The following is a 17,980-nucleotide window of genomic DNA, read 5'->3' as shown; positions in this document are numbered from 1 at the left end:
CTTTTTGGACAGCCTCGTTTATGTTCTTAACACTACTTAATGTCCAAATGATTCAAAAGGCGCACCTAGTAATGCTGAAAATGATGCAATCGGTGAGGTACTTATATAGTAATTAAGGAATTTCTCCCTGAAATTCAGTGATTTCTGTTCATCAGACTTGTTATTAGGGAAAACTTCCCTAATTGTTGGCCGATTCAGTGATTAATATAGAAAACCACCTAATTATTAGGGAGTTTTCCCCTGATTTCGTACATTTAGAGCGAATATCGGCTAATTTCAGGGATTTTTTCCCTAATTAGTTTAAAACCCACTCTTTACTTCGCACAAACACAGAACGCATATCGCTCACCACACAAGCCCGCCACACAAGTTCACTGCACAAATTCCACCGTCACAGCTACCACAAATCATCTACTGCAAGCTGTACGAAAATCAAATATTGCATTCAACCACCACCCACCCGAATAACAGAACACTACACTAAAATGCACTACAATGCACAACACGTGGCATATAGTCATAGAGCACAGTAACATCTACAACATTTCCTATTCCATAAAAAAGAAGCTGCCCCAAAGTAGAATTCACTACTTTTGAGACAGCCTCATTAATTTCAATAACAATGCTTAAAACTCAAATTCCACATCACTAAGACGTCTTTGAATTTCAGAGATGACACGTCTCTCTTCCTCTTCACCTTTAGCAATAAAGGTAACGGAGAAACGAACAAACGGACCTGCATCGTCCCAAGGCACAGTGGAGATCAGCTTCTCACGAATCAGGAATTGGGAGAAATCTTCACCGGATTCAAAGCGACGGCCGTCTTTGATTCCCTTAGGTGCAGCGACATACAGGAAGAAGGAGCCTTTTGGCTTCTCAGCTTTAAAGCCGAGGCTATTCAGTGCATCAACCAGCAGGTTGTGACGACGGGAGTATTTATCCGCAATCGCTTCAGTAATCTCTGGATGAGCAAGACCATAAGCCGCTGCTTTTTGAATCGCGATAAATTGGCCGGAATCGTTATTATCCTTCACATCGCTGAAGGCTTTAACCACTAGCGGATTACCAGCCACAAAACCAATTCTCCAGCCCGTCATATTGTAAGACTTAGAAAGAGAATGCAGCTCCACACCCACATCCTTTGCACCTGGAACGGAGAGGAAGCTAAGTGGCTTCAAACCGTCATAGGTCAAGGCAGCATAAGGTGCGTCATGAATAACCACTACATCGTATTTTTTCGCCCATGCAACGACCTCAGCAAAAAACTCAGGAGTGGCACTAGCGCCCGTTGGATTGTTTGGATAGTTTAGATAAAGAAGCTTAGCTTTACGAGCAATGTCTTCCGGAATTTCATTCAGATCTGGAAGGAATTTGTTCTCCTTCTTCAGCTCCACTGTAAATACTTGTCCACCCAAATATTTAGTATGTGTACCCAAGACTGGATAACCCGGCACGGTCATAATCGTGATATCACCTGGATTGATGAAACAAGATGGCAACATTGCCAGCGCAGGCTTCGATCCGATGGAGTGAACTACCTCCGTGTCTGGATCAATTCCTTCCACCCGGAAAACTTCCCGCAAATATTCAGCAGCAGCAGTCTTGAATTCGGCAATTCCATTGTCCGCATATCCGCGGTTTTCTTCCTTCGCTGCTTCTTCAGCAAGCTTAGCTACGATACCCGCATCAGCCATCTCATCCGGCTCGCCTACGCCCATATCAATTAGTTCAATGTTAGGAAAATCCTGTTTTGCGGATGCTTTAGCACGTTTGATTTTCTCGAATTTATAAATCGAAGTGTCTTTGCCATAATTGGCACCGCCGATGCGGTCTGCAAAATTAGTCTGAATGAAGCTATCTTGGTATTGTTCAATACTCATACTGTCATCTCATCTCCTGAATATCTATTCTACTTTTAAAAGAAACGGCTTCGCCGTCCCTTGGATGGCGTATGTTTCCGGATATCCGTTTCATTATAAAAATAAGGATAAAGAATAAGGCATTACCCTTTCTTTATCCTTATGTTTTTAAATATGCCGTAAAGTAGTGTTCAATACCATAGACTAATTATCACTTCATTTGTACTTATCTGCTGCGTAGTGTGAACAAGACTTCTTCCATGTCCTCCGGAATAGGTCTGCTGAATTCTTTATATTCACCTGTGGTAGGATGAATAAATCCGAGCACCGCCGCATGCAACGCTTGTCCATTCATCGTAGTGCCCTTGCTGCGTCCATATATCGGATCGCCTACAAGTGGATGGCCAATGAACTTCATATGTACCCTGATCTGATGCGTGCGGCCAGTCTCCAGCTGCAGCTCCAGCAGTGTACAATCTCCGAAGCGTTCCATTACTGTAAAATGGGTCACGGATTTTTTGCTGTTCTTTTCGGTTACTGTGTATAGCTTGCGATCATGTGGATCTCTGCCAATCGGTGCGTCAACAGTGCCCTTATCATGCGACAAGTTGCCGTGTACGACTGCAATATATCGGCGCGTAACACTATGCTCTTTAAGCTGTGCGGCAAGTGAGGCATGACTGGCATCATTCTTAGCCACCATGATAAGACCAGAGGTATCCTTATCGATCCGATGTACAATACCTGGACGAATCTCACCGTTAATGCCGGACAGATCCTTACAGTGATACATCAGCGCATTTACTAAGGTGCCTGACGGATGTCCCGCAGCTGGATGCACAACCATGCCCCGGGGTTTATTAATCACAATGACATCGCTGTCTTCATATACAACTTCAAGAGGAATGTTCTCCGCGATCAAATCCGTTACTTCTGCTTCAGGGACAACAACGCTAACCACGTCGCCTTCCGATAGCTTATAGTTGGCTTTCACTGGCTTGCCATTAACCGTAACGTTACCGCCGCTGATCCACAGCTGCACCTGAGAACGGGAAATTTCTTCTTCCCATGATTCCGTAATATATTTATCGATTCGCTCCCGCGCGTTCTCTGCCGAAACGGTCCATTCCGTGACGTCCCTCTCTTCTTCGCTCGTAGATGCCGCTTGGTGATTGACGTCTTTATTCAAATCATTCATTCCCTTCTCTTACTTCCTTTGCTTCTTTTACTTCTTTTATTTCTGTAATTTCTTCGCCGTTTTTAAGGTCACGAAAAGAATCCAGAAGAATCAATCCAACCCCAATGACGATACAAGAATCCGCCACATTAAAAATCGGGAAGCTATAGCTCCCAAAATTGAACAGAAGGAAATCAACAACCTCACCATTGATTATCCGGTCCAGGAAGTTACCGATAGCTCCACCCAGTACAAGCCCTAGGGCAACAGATAACAGCTTCCGCGAGTGTCTAGTCTTGTTCAAATACCAAACGATACCACTAACCACTACAACCGTAACTAGAAAGAAGAACCATTGCTGACCTTCGAGAATCCCAAAAGCAGCCCCGCGATTGCGATGAGAGGTAATCAGGAAAAAATCTCCGATAACAGAAATCTGTTCTCCGATCTCCAGACGTGTAGCAATGAGATACTTTGTCCCTTGATCCACCAAAAATACAATAAGAGCAATCAAATAGTACACCACAGAAGTTGTCACTCCGTTCTTATTTTTCCCGCTAAATGCGGTACGAATACTGTTTAAAGACTTGTATATTGTAGCACAGCCCTTAAAGAATCGTCTATTGCGGGACATCCGCTAAGTTCAATCTTGGGGACTATTTTCCAGCGGTAAAATCCCTGCTCTCCGGTCAACCTAACAGAAGAACCATCCGGTGTTATCCGGCAAGTCGGAATGATTCTTATAAAAGGTACAGAAAGGAGCTTTCTCATTATGACGCACCTGACAGTACAGCAGCTCTCAGAGCTACGTGCACGATTGGAAAAAGATCGGGATACGATTCAGCGCAGGCTTCAGAATAATGAGCATTACGGCTTAGATGAATCCATGCGGGATGGTTCCGGAGAACTTTCCGAGAATGACAACCATCCAGGAGATGCAGCCACCGATTTGTATAATCGCTCCATGGACATTTCACTGTTAGAACGGGACGAGCATGAGCTGGACGATATTGAAGCTGCTTTATCCGCTATGGATAATGGCACTTATGGGATATGCAAGGCTAGTGGTGAGCCGATCCCTTTTGAACGTTTATCTGCCATCCCTTCCACACTTTATTGTAAAGAGCACAACCCGCGGCAAAACGCACCTTTCACTCGTCCAGTGGAAGAGGAGCTGTTATCTCCACCTTTTGGACGCACCAGTCTGGATGAGCGCGACGATCAAAACGGTTTTGACGGCGAGGATGCCTGGCAGATTGTTGAAAGCTGGGGTACCTCGAATTCTCCCGCCATGGCGGAGGGCAACAATATTGATTCTTATAATGATATGGAGATTGAAGCCGATGAGCTGGAAGGCTGCGTAGAACCTTGGGAGAACTTTATCGCCACTGATATCACGGGCAACAATCTGATTGTAGTGCCGGGACGGAGCTACCAGCGTTATTTGGACAGTGACGAGGCAACCCATAGTCTTGATCCTCTCGAGGAAGACTAAACACAGATGTCCTATACACAAAATCATTTAAACGGCGTACTGTTCCAGTTTTACGGAATGGTTCGCTGTTTTTAATCTTAACGTTTCGATGGCTATTTGAATTCTAGCTGACGCTGTACGATCCGCACAATATCCGCAATATAATCCCCAATGATCGGTAGATTGAGCGCGCCTAGTCCCTGAAGGATATAAATAATCGTTGCCGCAAAAAAAGTAAAACCCAGTGCGATCCCAACTCCCCGAGCTGCTCCAAATAAAATATTTCTCCAAATCAACCGCCAAGGTGAATATAGTAGATCCGTATATTGATAAATTCGGGATTTTTCCAAAATATGAGCCCACTCAAAGGTCAATCGGTACATTGTATTCATTTTTTCTTCCAGCGGAATATCCTCGGGATTACGCGGATCTGCTGTTAGATACTCAGGATTAACTTCAGGAAAAGCCTTATTCTCCTTTTCCTTGTCTGGGTTATTCTTATTGCCGGATGTCTTAATGGAGATTCTCCTCTTGTTTCCCTCCACAGCTACGGCTCCTCTCATATGTCTTTCCTTCGCTACAAAGTAAACGAGCCCGGCCAAAGAGAATTCATCTCCTTAAGCTCGGGACTCGTTAGTTTTGCGCCGAAATATAAAGACTATATTTCCCGCATAAACGGAAGATCTCCGTTTACACTTATGCCGCTAGTATATGCTGTTTTGGGACAGGTAATGCAGAATTATGCTTCGATATGGATACCGATGGATTTATCACCGACTTCTACCGTCTCAAAAGCATGTTCTCCATCAAAATCAACCGTAGTCACAAGTACATTGTCTCGCAGTACATTGTCAAATGCTGTAACAGCTGCTTTTAGCTCATCGTCTAACTTCAAAGTGAGTGCGATCCGTTTCTCGATCGGCAGATCCAGACGTTTACGGTAATCTTGAACCGCACGAATGATCTCACGAACCCAGCCTTCTTGTTCAAGCTCAGGCGTGATTTCGGTATTGAGCGCAACCGTAACTCCATATCCGGAAGCTGCGGCGAAACCTGCTTTGGCTTGTTTTTCAACAAGCAGCTCTTCAGAAGTGATTACAAGCTCTTCACCTTCAGGTGTCGCAATCGCGATTGAGCCGTCTTGCACCGCTTTACGGGTAGAGTCACTATCCATAGCTTTCAGAAAGCCTTGCAGGAAGCCTACGTTTTTACCGTATTTTTTACCGGCAACCTTAAGATTCAGCTTGAGTGTGAAATCAACAAATCCGCTGTCACTGTTCTCCAGCACGATGTTCTTGATGTTGATCTCGTCTTTGATGATCTCTTCATACTCAGACAAATGGAAGTCACGGTTCATCGAAACGATCAGCTCGGACAACGGTTGACGATTCTTAATGCCTGTTTCGTTACGTACGTTACGCGCCAGCTCAACGATCTGTCTTGCACTTTCCATATCCTCTTCCAGCTCTTTATCGATCAAGTTCTCGTCAGCAACCGGGTAGTCTGCCAAATGCACACTTTCTCCGCCGCCAAGGTTCGTGAAGATATCTTCGGACAACATCGGTGTAAATGGAGCCATCAAAGTCGCTGTCGCCAAAAGCACATGAGTCAACGTACGGTAAGCATCCAATTTATCTTCACCTAGACCACTACCCCAGAAGCGGTCACGGGAACGACGGATATACCAGTTGCTCAGCTCATCCACAAAGTTCTCAATCGCTCTAGACGTATTCACGAAGTCATTTACCGCAAGTCCTTTATCCACCAAAAGAATCAAGCTGTTCAGACGGGACAGGATCCAGCGGTCCAACTTATGTTTTGATACCTTAAAAGGATGATCGGCTGGGTCGTATCCATCGATGCCCGCATAAAGCGTTAAGAAGGCATGTGTATTCACCAGCGTATCCACTACTTTAGATTTTGTCTCACCTACAAGACCACGCGAGAAACGTTTATTATTCCACGGTGCACTGTCGGATAAAATAGCCCAACGGAATGCATCCGTGCCGTAATCGTTCATGATTTCCCAAGGATCAATAACATTGCCTTTGGATTTGGACATTTTTTGACCATTCTCATCGAGGATATGACCGTGAGCAATAACTGCTTTATATGGAGCTTTACCCTTAAACAAGGTGGATACTGCAAGCAAGCTGTAGAACCATCCGCGGGTCTGGTCGATCCCTTCACAGATCATATCTGCCGGGTACTGATCATTCAGCTTATCCTCGTTCTCAAATGGATAATGGCTTTGTGCAAAAGGCATTGAGCCACTGTCGAACCATACGTCGATCACTTCCGATGTACGAACCATCTCTGCACCTTCGCTAAACGGACTGCGCAGCTTGATCTTATCCACGAAAGGTTTATGCAGCTCGATATCTTCAGGAACATCACCAATCGCCATCGCTCTTAGCTCTTCAATGCTGTGTGGTGCAAACTCTTTGCCCGTTTCTTGACATACCCAGACGTTGAGAGGTGTACCCCAATAACGGTTACGGCTGATATTCCAGTCAACCAGTTCATCCAAGAACTTCCCGAAACGACCTTCACGTACATGCTCAGGGTACCAAGCCACACTGTTGTTGTTAGCAATCAGCTGATCTTTGATCGCTGTAGTGTTGATGAACCAGCTGTCTGTTGCGTAATACAAAAGTGGTGTATCACAACGCCAGCAGAACGGATAGCTATGCTCGTATTTCTCTTTACCGTAAAGCAATCCTTTTTCAGACAAAACCTTAATGATATCCAGATCGCAATCCTTAACAAAACGTCCCGCAAAATCAGAAACTACATCCGTATACTTACCGGAATTATCAACCACATTTACGAAGCTGATGCCATTCTCACGGCAAGTCTTGTAGTCATCTTCACCATGTGCTGGTGCCATGTGTACGATCCCTGTACCACTGGAATCTGTAACGAAAGAAGCACCTACGATAACATTACTTTTCTCTGCCTTAATATATCCGAATGGAGGTGCGTAAGTTTTACCGATAAACTCGGAACCTTTATGTGTAGAAAGGACTGTGTGCTCGCCTTTCATTACTTCTTCGACCAAGTTTTTAGCAACGATGTACACACCATCTTCTTGTTGCACACGTACATAATCCATGTCCGGGTTCATAGCTAGCGCCATATGGGCTGGCAAGGTCCAAGGTGTTGTCGTCCAAGCCAATACGTAGTCTCCGCTGTCATCCAGCTTGAACTTCGCAGTTGCACTGAGATCCTTAACGGTTTTGTAGCCTTGGGCAACTTCATGCGAGCTTAATGTAGTCTGGCAGCTCGGGCAATACGGGCTAACACGGTGTCCGCGGTAAAGCAACCCGTTCTCATGCACTGTAGCCAAGATGTTCCATACACTTTCGATATAGGTGTTATCCAAGGTTACGTAAGGATTATCTAGATCTGTCCAGTATCCAATCGCTTCTGTAAATTCACGCCATTGCTTCTCATAACCGAAGACGCTGTCTTTACATTCCTGGATGAATTTTTCTACGCCATATTCCTCAATCTCTTGTTTACCGGAGATGCCAAGCTTCTTTTGTACGCCTAGTTCTACTGGCAGACCGTGTGTATCCCAGCCTGCTTTACGTACTACGCGGTAACCTTTCATTGTCTGGTAACGACCGATGAAATCCTTGATTACCCGTCCCAGCACGTGTCCGATATGCGGCGCACCGTTTGCTGTTGGCGGACCTTCATAGAATACATAGTTTGGACGTCCCTCACGGTTCTCCATGGACTTGCGGAACGTATTCTCTTCGTTCCATTTCTTCAATATGCGGACATCTCTTGCCCGCGCCTTTTCTCTGACATCTACTTTTTGCATGTGATGGTCAATCCTTTCATGGATTAGTCTATAAAGCTCTTTTCGATCCTTGGGCGATCCTGGCAGCAGCTGCCACTTCTTTGCCCTGGCACCCGAGCTGCGATCCCGTAGGGCAGCAATCGCTCGGGGGCTTCGGCGGCATTGCGCAGCAACTGCCCCTTCTTTCCGGGCACCCGAGCCGCGATCCCGTTAGGGCAGCAATCGCTCGGGGCGCCAATGAGCGACCTTGCGCAGCTGGTCGCGCACCGCTCTTGCCCTGGCACCCGAGCCGCGATCCCGTAGGGCAGCAATCGCTCGGGGCGCCATTTCGCGACCTTGCGCAGCTGGTCGCACCGCTCTTGCCCTGGTACCCGAGCCGCGATCCCGTTAGGGCAGCAATTGCTCGGGGCGCCAATGAGCGACCTTGCGCAGCTGGTCGCGCACCGCTCTTGCCCTGGCTCCCGAGCCGCGTTCCCGCAGGGCAGCAATCGCTCGGGGCGCCATGCGCGACCTTGCGCAGCTGGTCGCACACCGCTCTTGCAGTTAAGGCCCCGCAGGCGAACCCGCCAGGGGAGCCTAAGAAGGGCCGCTCGTTCAGCCACATGAGTCCGTTCGTTTCCACCACCGTACCTATTTGCACGAGGCTTTACTTTGCGGGTGTCCAGAGGGCGGCAGCCCTTGGGGTCCCCCTTAGAAAGGGGGATTTAGGGGGATGGCCGCCCCGGAACAACAAAATAAGCGTCATCCCACCCCCAAAGGGGCGAGACGACGCTCGCGATACCACCCTAATTCTGCGCATGAGCACATCCTTAAGGGGAGTGTATTCAGCACAATCTCAGTCCTGCGCGTAAATCTTGTGCACAGGTCCGGTGTAACGTCCGGCAGACGGTTAAGCTTACGCACGATCAACGCTTCAGCTTAACTTCTAGGGGAAGATCTTCCGGCAGGGCTCGAACAATCGGCTCTCAGCAATCGCCGACTCTCTGGAGAACGTTACCTTGTCGTACTTGTCCCGTCATCGAATACATATAAACATTATACAGATATGTTCTATTTATAGACTTTTTGAATCTAAATGTCAACAGCCATTCGCCCAATCTAGCTATTAAGGACGTACTTGCGCATGGAGTTCACTTTATTATGGTCTATTTTATCGGAAAATAAAAATAGAGGGAATAGCTCCCTCTATTTAGCCAATTATCGTCTGAAACCTTTAGATGCGATGAAGAACATCATCCTTGAAGGCTACGTTCTCGCTCGCCTCACGACTCTCTAAGGCATTCCAGTCATCCTGTGATAACAGCTCCAGCTGAGCTTCCACTAATGTCCGGAAACGAGTGCGATAGATCGAAGCTTGCTTACGCAATTCTTCAGTCTCAATAGCAACCTTACGGGATTTGGATAACGCTTCGTTAATAATCCGATCGGCGTTTTTCTCCGCTTCCTTGATAATGAGCTGGGATTCCTTCTTGGAGTTGTTCTTCACATCATCCGCCGCTTCCTGAGCGACTAAGATCGTCTTTGATAAACTTTCTTCAATATTCACAAAATGATCCAGACGCTCTTGAATAGACAAAAGCTGATTCTGCAGTTCCTTGTTCTCACGGATGACGCTTTCGTAATCCTTGATCACTTGATCTAGAAATTCGTTGACCTCGTCCTCATCATAACCGCGAAGTCTCCGAGAAAACTCCTTGTTATGTATATCGAGCGGTGTTAATGGCATGCTGTGCACCTCCTAGAAATTTCGGACCTTCTTTATCTCTAAATCGCAACTAAGCGGCAGACAAAGAAGAAAGACTGTACTTCAAGTAAAGGCAGAAGGTGTTTCTGTGTTCCGCCTGCCATTTATGGTCCGCCTCTTCTTTAAAGTATCGGCGTCCAGCTTTAAAAATGTTTGATTCCCTCGAAATAATCAATTTCGACAAGTAAGACCGTATTCCTGCAAGGGATTCACACAAATTTACCAATCTGAACACGGTATCGGCCCTTTTTCGTCAAACTGCCGACCTCTAGCACCTTGAAGCGACCGAAACCTTGAATAGATACCATGTCACCATCCTTAAGACTGCAGGATGGGTCTTCCTCCACTTTCCAGTTTACCCGAACGCGTCCAGCCTTGATGGGAGCAAGAATTTTGCTTCGGCTAAGCCGTGTTACATCTGCGGCAATGCCATCCAATCGCAGGGACGCTACAGTCAAATCCATCACTTCCAGCTTAACCTCACTATTACGCAAGGCGGAAAGGGGTAATACTTCCGTACTTACCTGTATCCGGTGCACTCCAGTTAAATTCATAGCTAAATAATCTGCAATATCAGCAGCGACTACAACATGACAACCATCGTCCAGAACATGAATATCACCGATTTTGCCTCGTTTAACGCCCAGCCCCAGAATAGAACCCATGTAGTCCCCGTGCTCCAAGGCCAGAAACTTCTGCTCCCCTGAGGTTATCGCAAGCACCTTCAGCTCCATGTCTTCCTGATCCAGATCACGATAATCAGGGGCGACAAGCGCTCGCTTCCGCTCTGCCTCAGCATGTCCACCCTCCCATTTAACAATCACGTCAGGATGGCGGTTAACTAAAGTTTGCAGAATAAAACCTTGGCGGGGATCGAGAAATTCAGTTAATTTAGTCTCATGATATTCTCCAGCGTTGGTAACCCATTCAAAGGCCTTGTCCACAAATTGACGTTCATCGGGATGAAAATGCCCGTAAACTTCGTTCTTCATCACAGATGCCTAAAAAATCAAATGCAGGATAGATTTAAGTCCGCCTGCTGCGAATTCCAAGACAAGTAATGCAATGATTGGAGAGATATCAAGTGTACCGAAGAGCGGTGGAATAAACCGTCTGAAAGGTGTTAAATACGGCTCTACGAGTTTGCTTAGCAGTTCTCCAATGAAGTTATCACGAACGTTGGGTAACCAGGACATTAGCACATAGAAAATAATCATGTAAAAATAAATATTAAACAAAATATCGATAATGTAATCAATTTGAAGCAAAGCCCATTCACCTCATTCTGTTATAGTCTTGATCGTCACCTAGGATTTCTGTAATGGAGCCTTGAATTTCAACAGTATCTGGAGTGCACATAAATATATTGCCCCCAATTTTAGAGATTCCTCCCCCAAGGGCATAAACAGTTCCACTGAGAAAATCAATAATTCTCATTGCTTGATCATTGCGAACACGCTGCAGGTTAATTACTACCGTCCGATGCGAACGAAGATGATCAGCAATCTCCTGTGCCTCATCATATGAACGTGGTTCATATAATACAACCTTGACATTTTTTTGCGAATGGATACTGACAACGTTGCCCCTTTGATTTTTGCGGGTTTCTACAGGGGCCGGCTCATACTCATCCTCTTCGTGGATTTGCTCCCGCTCCACAACTTCCTCTTCCTCCTGCAAGCCCAAAAAACTCATAAATCGGTTCATAACGCTCATCACGATCCCTCCTAATGGCCTACTAACACCGTACCCAGGCGTACCCAGGTAGCTCCTTCCTGTATCGCCACTTCAAAATCATTCGACATTCCCATGGACAGCTCCGTAATCGGCTCAGGTGTCAAAGCAAGTTGATTAAGCTCATCGCGCAGCTCACGAAGTCCGCGAAATACAGGACGGGTAAGCTCTGGATCACCTTCTAAAGGTGCCATCGTCATAAGTCCAATTACCTTAACGCGGTCCAAACTAGCGATTTCACGTAAAAATCCAGGTACTGCCTCAGGTGACAGACCGAACTTCGTATCTTCGCCAGAGATATTCACTTGAAGAAACACATTCACTTCCTGATCGGCGGCAAGCGCCTTTTTGTGTAATTCTTGCGCCAGAGACATCCGGTCCAAAGAGTGTATATATTGAAATTTTCCAATAACGTCTTTAACCTTATTGGTTTGCAAATGCCCGATAAAATGCCATGTCCCTTTGTCCCCTAAAACCTTCCATTTGTGCTCAGCATCCTGCCAGCGACTCTCGGCAATATGCTCTAGTCCTGCCTCCAATACGGAGGATACCATTTCCAGAGAAACATATTTCGTCACTGCAATTACCTTGACGTCATTACGATCCCGGCCGCTTGCCGCGCAGGCACGTGCTACACGTTCCTCTACCTCAGCAATTCTCTCCTGCAGTGTTAAAGACAACTTTCAACTCTCCTTTATTCCGATCCAGCTCGTCATTCTGCCTGTAATACCGTTTTCTTTGCGATATGAAAAAAACAAATCACGATTACAGCTTGTACACCATGTTGTACATTCGATATGAGTCGGCAATATTCCTGCTTTTATCATAATGCGTCGATTCATTTCTTTCAAGTTTAGCAAGTATTTACTCTGATCAGTCTCTGAGGCTCTGTAAAGCTCCACAGCATCGAAAGTTTCTATACCCTCATTCAAGCTGCCCTCCAACTGGCGAACATGCTCCATCACATAATCATCCACCTCATAACAGCAGTCGCCAATGGATGGACCGATCGCTGCCACAATATCATGTGGATTGCTGCCGTATACCGTTTGCAGCTTATTCACCATGGCTGCGGCAATCTGAGCCACCGTCCCTTTCCAGCCTGCATGCGCAAGACCGACGACTCTACGCACGGGATCATAAAAATAAAGGGGCACACAATCCGCATAAAAAGAAGTCAACAAAACCCCGGGCACATCCGTCAGCAGACCGTCCGTGGCTTGAAATGCCGATGCTCTGTCCTGTTGTCCCCGCCCACGGTCTACTTCCCTTACCACAGCTATCTCTGCCCCATGGGTTTGTTCTCCACAGGTCCATGCTTCCGGTTTGAAATCAAGAGCTTCGGCAAGCGCTCTCCGATTGCTCAGGACAGCTTCAGGAGCATCCCCAACGTGAAACGCACAATTCAGGCTGTCATAGGGCGCCTTGCTAGCCCCTCCCTGTCTACCAGTAAACCCCGCTGTAATCTCGTTATGCTCCACTCGCCACGGCTCCAGATGGAGCAGCATAAGCATTTCTTTCCCCTGCACAAACGGTTCCATTTCCTCACCTCCGCCTTAGTGTACCACATGTAAATACCCGTACAAAGTGACGCTTAAGCCAGATCGCCTAAATTCTTAAATAAAAAAACAAAAAACGCACCTAATTAATAAGTGCGCCGTTCGCTGCGATCTCCCCGCTCCAGATACATCGTTTCCCGCTCTTCCTGTCCCGGAGACATCCGTGACTCTTCAATCTTCACGAGCACTACATCGGACCCGATCTTGACTATATTCCGCCATGGAATAATCAGATCTGTCCCGCCTCCGAACAATCCCATAAACCGAGTGTATCCGGGTATAACGATGGCATCTATGACACCACGGCGCAAATCAAGCTCCAGATCACTAATCTGCCCCAGCCGCTTGCCATCTACAATGTTGATAACATCCTTCGTCTGAAAATCAGAGATTTTCATTTTTTTGGCAGACCCTTGATAATCCTCGTTCATCTCACCACCCCTGTACAATCCGACCTATAGTCCAATATATGATACGGAAGCTTGTCTACATTCATTAAAAAGAGGAGATCGCCCAAAATCCTTAACCCGGATTCTGGAATATCTCCTCATGGCTACTGCTCTAAGATTTCACGTGTTTTTGCATTTGCTGAATCGCAGATTTCTCCAGACGTGAGACCTGTGCCTGTGAAATGCCAATCTCGTCTGCGACCTCCATCTGTGTTTTCCCTTCGAAAAACCGCATGGATAAAATTCGTTTCTCCCTTTGTCCTAACTTACGCATCGCTTCACGTAATGCAATTTCTTCGATCCACGACACATCCTTATTCTTATCGTCGCTAATCTGGTCCATTACATAAATAGGATCGCCGCCGTCATGATAGATCGGCTCGAATAAGGACACTGGATCCTGAATGGCATCAAGAGCAAATACAACATCTTCCTTCGGCACACCCAGCGCTTCTGATATTTCGAATATCGTCGGTTCCCGCGAGTTCTGATTGGTCAGACTATCACGTACCTGGAGCGCCTTGTAGGCGATATCTCTGAGAGAACGTGATACCCGAATCGGGTTGTTATCACGCAGGTAACGCCGAATCTCACCGATAATCATCGGAACTGCATATGTGGAGAATTTAACGTTTTGTGATAAATCGAAATTATCAATGGCTTTCATCAGACCGATGCAACCCACCTGGAACAAATCGTCAACAAATTCTCCCCTATTATTGAACCTCTGGATAACGCTTAGAACAAGTCTAAGATTACCGTTTACCAATTTCTCTCTGGCGGATCGCTCGCCCTGCTGCTGCAGCGAAGTGAACAGTTGCCGCATTTCCACATTCGTTAGAACAGGCAGCTTAGCAGTATCCACACCGCAAATCTCGACTTTATTACGGGTCATGATGATTTACCTCCCAAGGAGAAACATTACTGTACATTATCTCCCGGGCTCGCCATTTTATTCCTTGCTAATTTCACCTTACACCATCTTGTTAAACTCCTTGCGCAGCCGCTTGATAATTCTTTTCTCCAGCCGCGAAATATAAGATTGGGAGATGCCAAGCAGATCGGCCACATCTTTTTGTGTCTTTTCTTCGCCTCCGCGCAGGCCAAATCTCAGCTCCATAATGAGTCTTTCCCGGTCACTCAGCTTTTCCAGTGCCTTTTGCAGCAGCTTGCGATCAACCTGTTCTTCTATGTTCCGATAAATGGTATCATTTTCCGTTCCTAATACGTCAGAAAGCAATAATTCATTGCCATCCCAATCAATATTAAGCGGCTCATCAAAAGAAACCTCACTCCGTGTCTTGCTGTTCCGCCGCAGATACATCAAGATTTCATTCTCTATGCAGCGGGATGCATAAGTAGCCAGTTTTATTTTTTTCTCAGGATCAAAAGTGTTCACAGCCTTAATTAAGCCAATAGCGCCAATCGAAACCAGATCCTCGATATTGATGCCGGTATTCTCAAATTTACGAGCGATATATACTACCAAGCGAAGATTGCGCTCAATCAACATCGCACGAACAGCTGCATCGCCGCTAGACAGCCGCTGAAGCAGATATTCTTCTTCTTCCCGTGTCAGCGGTGGAGGAAGTGCCTCACTCCCGCCAATATAATAGATTTCCTGACTCTTCAGCCCTAGTAGAAACAGCATGCGGTAATATTGCAGCTGCAGAGCAATTTTCCATTTGACCATTATTTGTTCCTCCTCCAAGAAGTGCACGGTTCGCGTGTGAAGCTTTCAAATCCCGCTTTCAGCCATCAGAAGTTTGGTTCAGCTAGCTTTAAAGATTAGGAAGGCAGTGCTGCATCAATAGCGCTCTCTTTTTGAGTCAAATCAGGATGTATTACAGCCCGATAGGCTCCATCCCCCGACAATGTCCCACCATCCAGCCCGATCAAGACTCTTTTACAATAAAAGATATCTTCACCAAGCTTTATCGTCACCTGATCAGGCTTCAGTGCAAGCATAAATGATGCCCCCCGGTTAACTCCCCTGTAAGGCACCAGTCGCATCCTGTCCTGCCAAGCAAACGACTGCCCGTCCGTTTCTAGTAAAAGTTTGTCCGCTCCGTCCTGAGTGAGTCTACCTTTCCATGTTTCAGGCAGATGTCCCTCCCAGAGCGAAGATTCCATAACCATCACCGGTATGCGGGTCAAAGGATCACAAAGCCGGTTACCTGTGTCTAGCAGGCCGGGACAGGAAACAGTCACTCCATCAATTTCTACTACCACCTCACCGATATAGGTTTCAAGCTGCTCCCTTCTGATTCGTGAGGAGTGCACTGCCTTGAAGCAGATTAACACCAGGGGAAATACTGCAATTACAAACCAAAAACCAATCTTTAGGCGGTAAGCATGCCCTCCTGAAGCAGTGAACATAATACCATTCCAAATATCACCGGAGCTCTGCAGCAAATAGTGAATACCTACAATCCCACCAGCAGCTGCGAAGTTGATAATATAAAAAGCTCCCATAGTGCGAAGGTAGCTTTGCAGACTCCCAAAACCAAAGGCAATCCATAGCATAACCACCGACAATCCAAACTTAATGAGGAAGGTATACATGAAAGACAACTCCGGCACAAACATCATCACCACATAGAGCGCACCAACCAGAGCTGAGAGGACTAGCCGCCACCATGATATCCTCAGCTTGACCATCCAGCCTGTCAGCCACAATAGAATTCCGTCGATCACTAGATTGGCGGCGAATATCAAGTCAATATAAACAACCAGTGCATTCACCTGCCTACTATGGCGGAATCTATCCTGTAGCCAAAATGGATCAGGCTCTGTTTTTTGGACGATATGATTAGTATAAAAAGTCTCGCTTTCAAAGTCTGTCTAAACTTGGGGGGCATTCTTGAGGTTTTTTTGTCGAGTTATAGCGTGGGAGGGTTTTATTCCTTCTGAACAGCATTTCACATAAAAAAAGCACCGCAGTACCCTAGCTCTATTAGCTGGATAATACGGTGCTTTCATATCTTCTTGATAAAAATATTTAACTAGTCGTTGTTGCTACGATTACGGTTACGCAGGAACGTCGGAATATCCAACTGATCTGACGTGTTCTGATTCCCGAACGGACGCAGATTAGCAGCGTTCTTATCCGGTGCTGCCGCTGGCTCGTTATTCGTCGAGACCGGACGACGTCCTGGAGCTTCAGGCGATGGTTTATGTTCAAAGCCAGTAGCAATTACTGTTACTTTGATATCATCCTTCAGGCCTTCATCAATTATCGCACCAAAGATCATATTCACTTCAGGATCAGAGGCGGATGTAACGATCTCAGCCGCTTCATTGACTTCGTATAGGGAGAGGTTAGATCCTCCCGTAATATTCATGATTACGCCGCGGGCGCCTTCAATAGACGTTTCCAAGAGTGGGCTCATGATGGCTTTACGTGCTGCTTCAGACGCACGGTTCTCACCATTTGCTATACCAATTCCCATAAGCGCTGAACCGCGCTCTGTCATGATCGTCTTTACATCCGCAAAGTCAAGGTTAATCAGACCAGGAACCTTAATTAGGTCAGAGATACCTTGAACAGCCTGCCGGAGAACATTATCTGCTTCACGGAAAGCTTCCAACATCGGTGTTTTCTTATCAACGATCTCAAGCAAACGGTCATTTGGAATGACGATTAGCGTGTCGACTTTTTCTTTCAAAGCTTCGATTCCAAGCATTGCCTGGTTATAACGTTTTCTTCCTTCAAAAGTGAACGGGCGAGTAACTACACCCACAGTCAGGGCTCCACACTCTCTAGCAATTTCAGCTATAACTGGCGCCGCACCTGTACCTGTACCGCCACCCATTCCTGCAGTAACAAATACCATATCTGCACCTTTAAGGGTATTCGAAATCAGATCACGGGATTCCTCCGCTGCTTTCTTACCGACTTCAGGGTTGGCGCCTGCACCCAAACCGCGGGTCAGCTTGTCCCCAATCTGCAGCTTGTGCTCCGATTTGGCCATATGCAACGCTTGGGCGTCTGTATTAACCGTAATAAATTCTACACCCTGAACGCCGTTTTCAATCATCCGGTTGACAGCATTACTACCTCCGCCGCCCACGCCGATGACTTTTATTTGCGCCAAGCTCTCCATTTCAAAATCAAATTCTAACATATTGTTCCATCTCCCCCTCAATGTGCTTGGATGGCCGGTCCAAGTA

At 46.4% G+C, this 17,980-nt stretch carries 17 protein-coding genes and 1 other annotated feature; of the genes, 1 reads left to right on the top strand and 16 read right to left on the bottom strand.

Annotated elements, in window-relative coordinates:
* Positions 1-626: 626 nt before the first annotated feature.
* From NST45_RS04375 to lspA, 3 genes are all read right to left on the bottom strand, one after another.
* Entirely contained in the window at positions 627-1,880 is a 1,254-nt protein-coding gene (locus NST45_RS04375) for an LL-diaminopimelate aminotransferase (RefSeq protein ID WP_076098555.1), read from the bottom strand.
* 205 nt (positions 1,881-2,085) lie between these two features.
* Positions 2,086-3,057: an RluA family pseudouridine synthase gene (locus NST45_RS04370; RefSeq protein WP_038572843.1), complete on the bottom strand. Its 972-nt coding sequence runs from the start codon at positions 3,055-3,057 to the stop codon at positions 2,086-2,088.
* Entirely contained in the window at positions 3,050-3,562 is a 513-nt protein-coding gene (gene lspA / locus NST45_RS04365; protein ID WP_036683603.1) for a signal peptidase II, read from the bottom strand. The genes NST45_RS04370 and lspA overlap by 8 nt, the downstream gene beginning before the upstream one ends.
* 246 nt (positions 3,563-3,808) lie before the next feature.
* Here lspA and NST45_RS04360 point away from each other — a divergent pair, with 246 nt between their 5' ends.
* The gene (locus NST45_RS04360) at positions 3,809-4,531 is read left to right on the top strand and encodes a TraR/DksA C4-type zinc finger protein (protein ID WP_036683605.1); all 723 of its coding nucleotides are present in this window, start codon (positions 3,809-3,811) and stop codon (positions 4,529-4,531) included.
* 92 nt (positions 4,532-4,623) lie between these two features.
* On the opposite strand, the gene NST45_RS04355 is transcribed toward NST45_RS04360, so the two are convergent.
* From NST45_RS04355 to ftsZ, 13 genes are all read right to left on the bottom strand, one after another.
* Positions 4,624-4,920 (bottom strand): DUF5665 domain-containing protein, encoded by a 297-nt coding sequence (locus tag NST45_RS04355; RefSeq protein WP_051491300.1) that lies wholly within the window; start codon positions 4,918-4,920, stop codon positions 4,624-4,626.
* Positions 4,921-5,249: 329 nt separating this feature from the next.
* The gene (ileS, locus tag NST45_RS04350) at positions 5,250-8,342 is read right to left on the bottom strand and encodes an isoleucine--tRNA ligase (RefSeq protein ID WP_036683608.1); all 3,093 of its coding nucleotides are present in this window, start codon (positions 8,340-8,342) and stop codon (positions 5,250-5,252) included.
* A gap of 732 nt (positions 8,343-9,074) precedes the next feature.
* Positions 9,075-9,349 (bottom strand) — a binding site (T-box leader).
* A 185-nt stretch (positions 9,350-9,534) separates the two neighbouring features.
* Complete coding sequence (locus NST45_RS04345; protein ID WP_051491297.1) at positions 9,535-10,047, bottom strand: DivIVA domain-containing protein; 513 nt, start codon at positions 10,045-10,047, stop codon at positions 9,535-9,537.
* Positions 10,048-10,274: 227 nt separating this feature from the next.
* Positions 10,275-11,057 carry a YlmH/Sll1252 family protein gene (locus NST45_RS04340; RefSeq protein WP_038572849.1) on the bottom strand — a complete coding sequence of 261 codons (783 nt, stop codon included), beginning with the start codon at positions 11,055-11,057 and terminating at the stop codon, positions 10,275-10,277.
* Positions 11,058-11,066: 9 nt separating this feature from the next.
* Positions 11,067-11,333 carry a YggT family protein gene (locus NST45_RS04335; RefSeq protein WP_036683616.1) on the bottom strand — a complete coding sequence of 89 codons (267 nt, stop codon included), beginning with the start codon at positions 11,331-11,333 and terminating at the stop codon, positions 11,067-11,069.
* A 7-nt stretch (positions 11,334-11,340) separates the two neighbouring features.
* Positions 11,341-11,781, bottom strand: a complete 441-nt coding sequence (gene sepF, locus NST45_RS04330; protein ID WP_036683619.1) for a cell division protein SepF — start codon at positions 11,779-11,781, stop codon at positions 11,341-11,343.
* Between the two features lie 11 nt (positions 11,782-11,792).
* Positions 11,793-12,479, bottom strand: a complete 687-nt coding sequence (locus tag NST45_RS04325) for a YggS family pyridoxal phosphate-dependent enzyme (protein ID WP_038572851.1) — start codon at positions 12,477-12,479, stop codon at positions 11,793-11,795.
* A 3-nt stretch (positions 12,480-12,482) separates the two neighbouring features.
* Positions 12,483-13,340, bottom strand: coding sequence for a peptidoglycan editing factor PgeF (gene pgeF / locus NST45_RS04320; protein ID WP_076098551.1), 858 nt, complete (start codon positions 13,338-13,340; stop codon positions 12,483-12,485).
* A 104-nt stretch (positions 13,341-13,444) separates the two neighbouring features.
* Positions 13,445-13,789, bottom strand: coding sequence for a YlmC/YmxH family sporulation protein (locus NST45_RS04315; protein WP_036683628.1), 345 nt, complete (start codon positions 13,787-13,789; stop codon positions 13,445-13,447).
* A 130-nt stretch (positions 13,790-13,919) separates the two neighbouring features.
* Positions 13,920-14,702 (bottom strand): RNA polymerase sporulation sigma factor SigG, encoded by a 783-nt coding sequence (sigG, locus tag NST45_RS04310; protein ID WP_036683631.1) that lies wholly within the window; start codon positions 14,700-14,702, stop codon positions 13,920-13,922.
* Between the two features lie 78 nt (positions 14,703-14,780).
* Positions 14,781-15,503 carry an RNA polymerase sporulation sigma factor SigE gene (gene sigE, locus NST45_RS04305; RefSeq protein ID WP_036683937.1) on the bottom strand — a complete coding sequence of 241 codons (723 nt, stop codon included), beginning with the start codon at positions 15,501-15,503 and terminating at the stop codon, positions 14,781-14,783.
* 92 nt (positions 15,504-15,595) lie between these two features.
* Positions 15,596-16,543: a sigma-E processing peptidase SpoIIGA gene (spoIIGA, locus tag NST45_RS04300; protein WP_036683940.1), complete on the bottom strand. Its 948-nt coding sequence runs from the start codon at positions 16,541-16,543 to the stop codon at positions 15,596-15,598.
* 269 nt (positions 16,544-16,812) lie between these two features.
* On the bottom strand, positions 16,813-17,934 hold the full coding sequence (gene ftsZ, locus NST45_RS04295) for a cell division protein FtsZ (RefSeq protein ID WP_036683633.1): 1,122 nt from the start codon (positions 17,932-17,934) through the stop codon (positions 16,813-16,815).
* Positions 17,935-17,980 lie beyond the last annotated feature (46 nt).

This window comes from Paenibacillus sp. FSL R7-0163, assembly GCF_037969975.1.
In the GTDB taxonomy this organism is placed as follows: Bacteria; Bacillota; Bacilli; order Paenibacillales; family Paenibacillaceae; genus Paenibacillus_AQ; species Paenibacillus_AQ odorifer.
The sequence above is the reverse complement of the archived record's forward strand: the minus strand, read 5'-3'. Positions and strand labels throughout refer to the sequence as shown.

Bases quoted from the DNA above. Each gene is read 5' to 3' on its own strand.
- NST45_RS04375 (WP_076098555.1), bottom strand. From the start codon at position 1,880: ATGAGTATTGAACAATACCAAGATAGCTTCATTCAGACTAATTTTGCA.
- NST45_RS04370 (WP_038572843.1), bottom strand. From the start codon at position 3,057: ATGAATGATTTGAATAAAGACGTCAATCACCAAGCGGCATCTACGAGC.
- NST45_RS04360 (WP_036683605.1), top strand. From the start codon at position 3,809: ATGACGCACCTGACAGTACAGCAGCTCTCAGAGCTACGTGCACGATTG.
- ileS (WP_036683608.1), bottom strand. From the start codon at position 8,342: ATGCAAAAAGTAGATGTCAGAGAAAAGGCGCGGGCAAGAGATGTCCGC.
- NST45_RS04345 (WP_051491297.1), bottom strand. From the start codon at position 10,047: ATGCCATTAACACCGCTCGATATACATAACAAGGAGTTTTCTCGGAGA.
- NST45_RS04340 (WP_038572849.1), bottom strand. From the start codon at position 11,057: ATGAAGAACGAAGTTTACGGGCATTTTCATCCCGATGAACGTCAATTT.
- sepF (WP_036683619.1), bottom strand. From the start codon at position 11,781: ATGAGCGTTATGAACCGATTTATGAGTTTTTTGGGCTTGCAGGAGGAA.
- pgeF (WP_076098551.1), bottom strand. From the start codon at position 13,340: ATGGAACCGTTTGTGCAGGGGAAAGAAATGCTTATGCTGCTCCATCTG.
- NST45_RS04315 (WP_036683628.1), bottom strand. From the start codon at position 13,789: ATGAACGAGGATTATCAAGGGTCTGCCAAAAAAATGAAAATCTCTGAT.
- sigG (WP_036683631.1), bottom strand. From the start codon at position 14,702: ATGACCCGTAATAAAGTCGAGATTTGCGGTGTGGATACTGCTAAGCTG.
- ftsZ (WP_036683633.1), bottom strand. From the start codon at position 17,934: ATGTTAGAATTTGATTTTGAAATGGAGAGCTTGGCGCAAATAAAAGTC.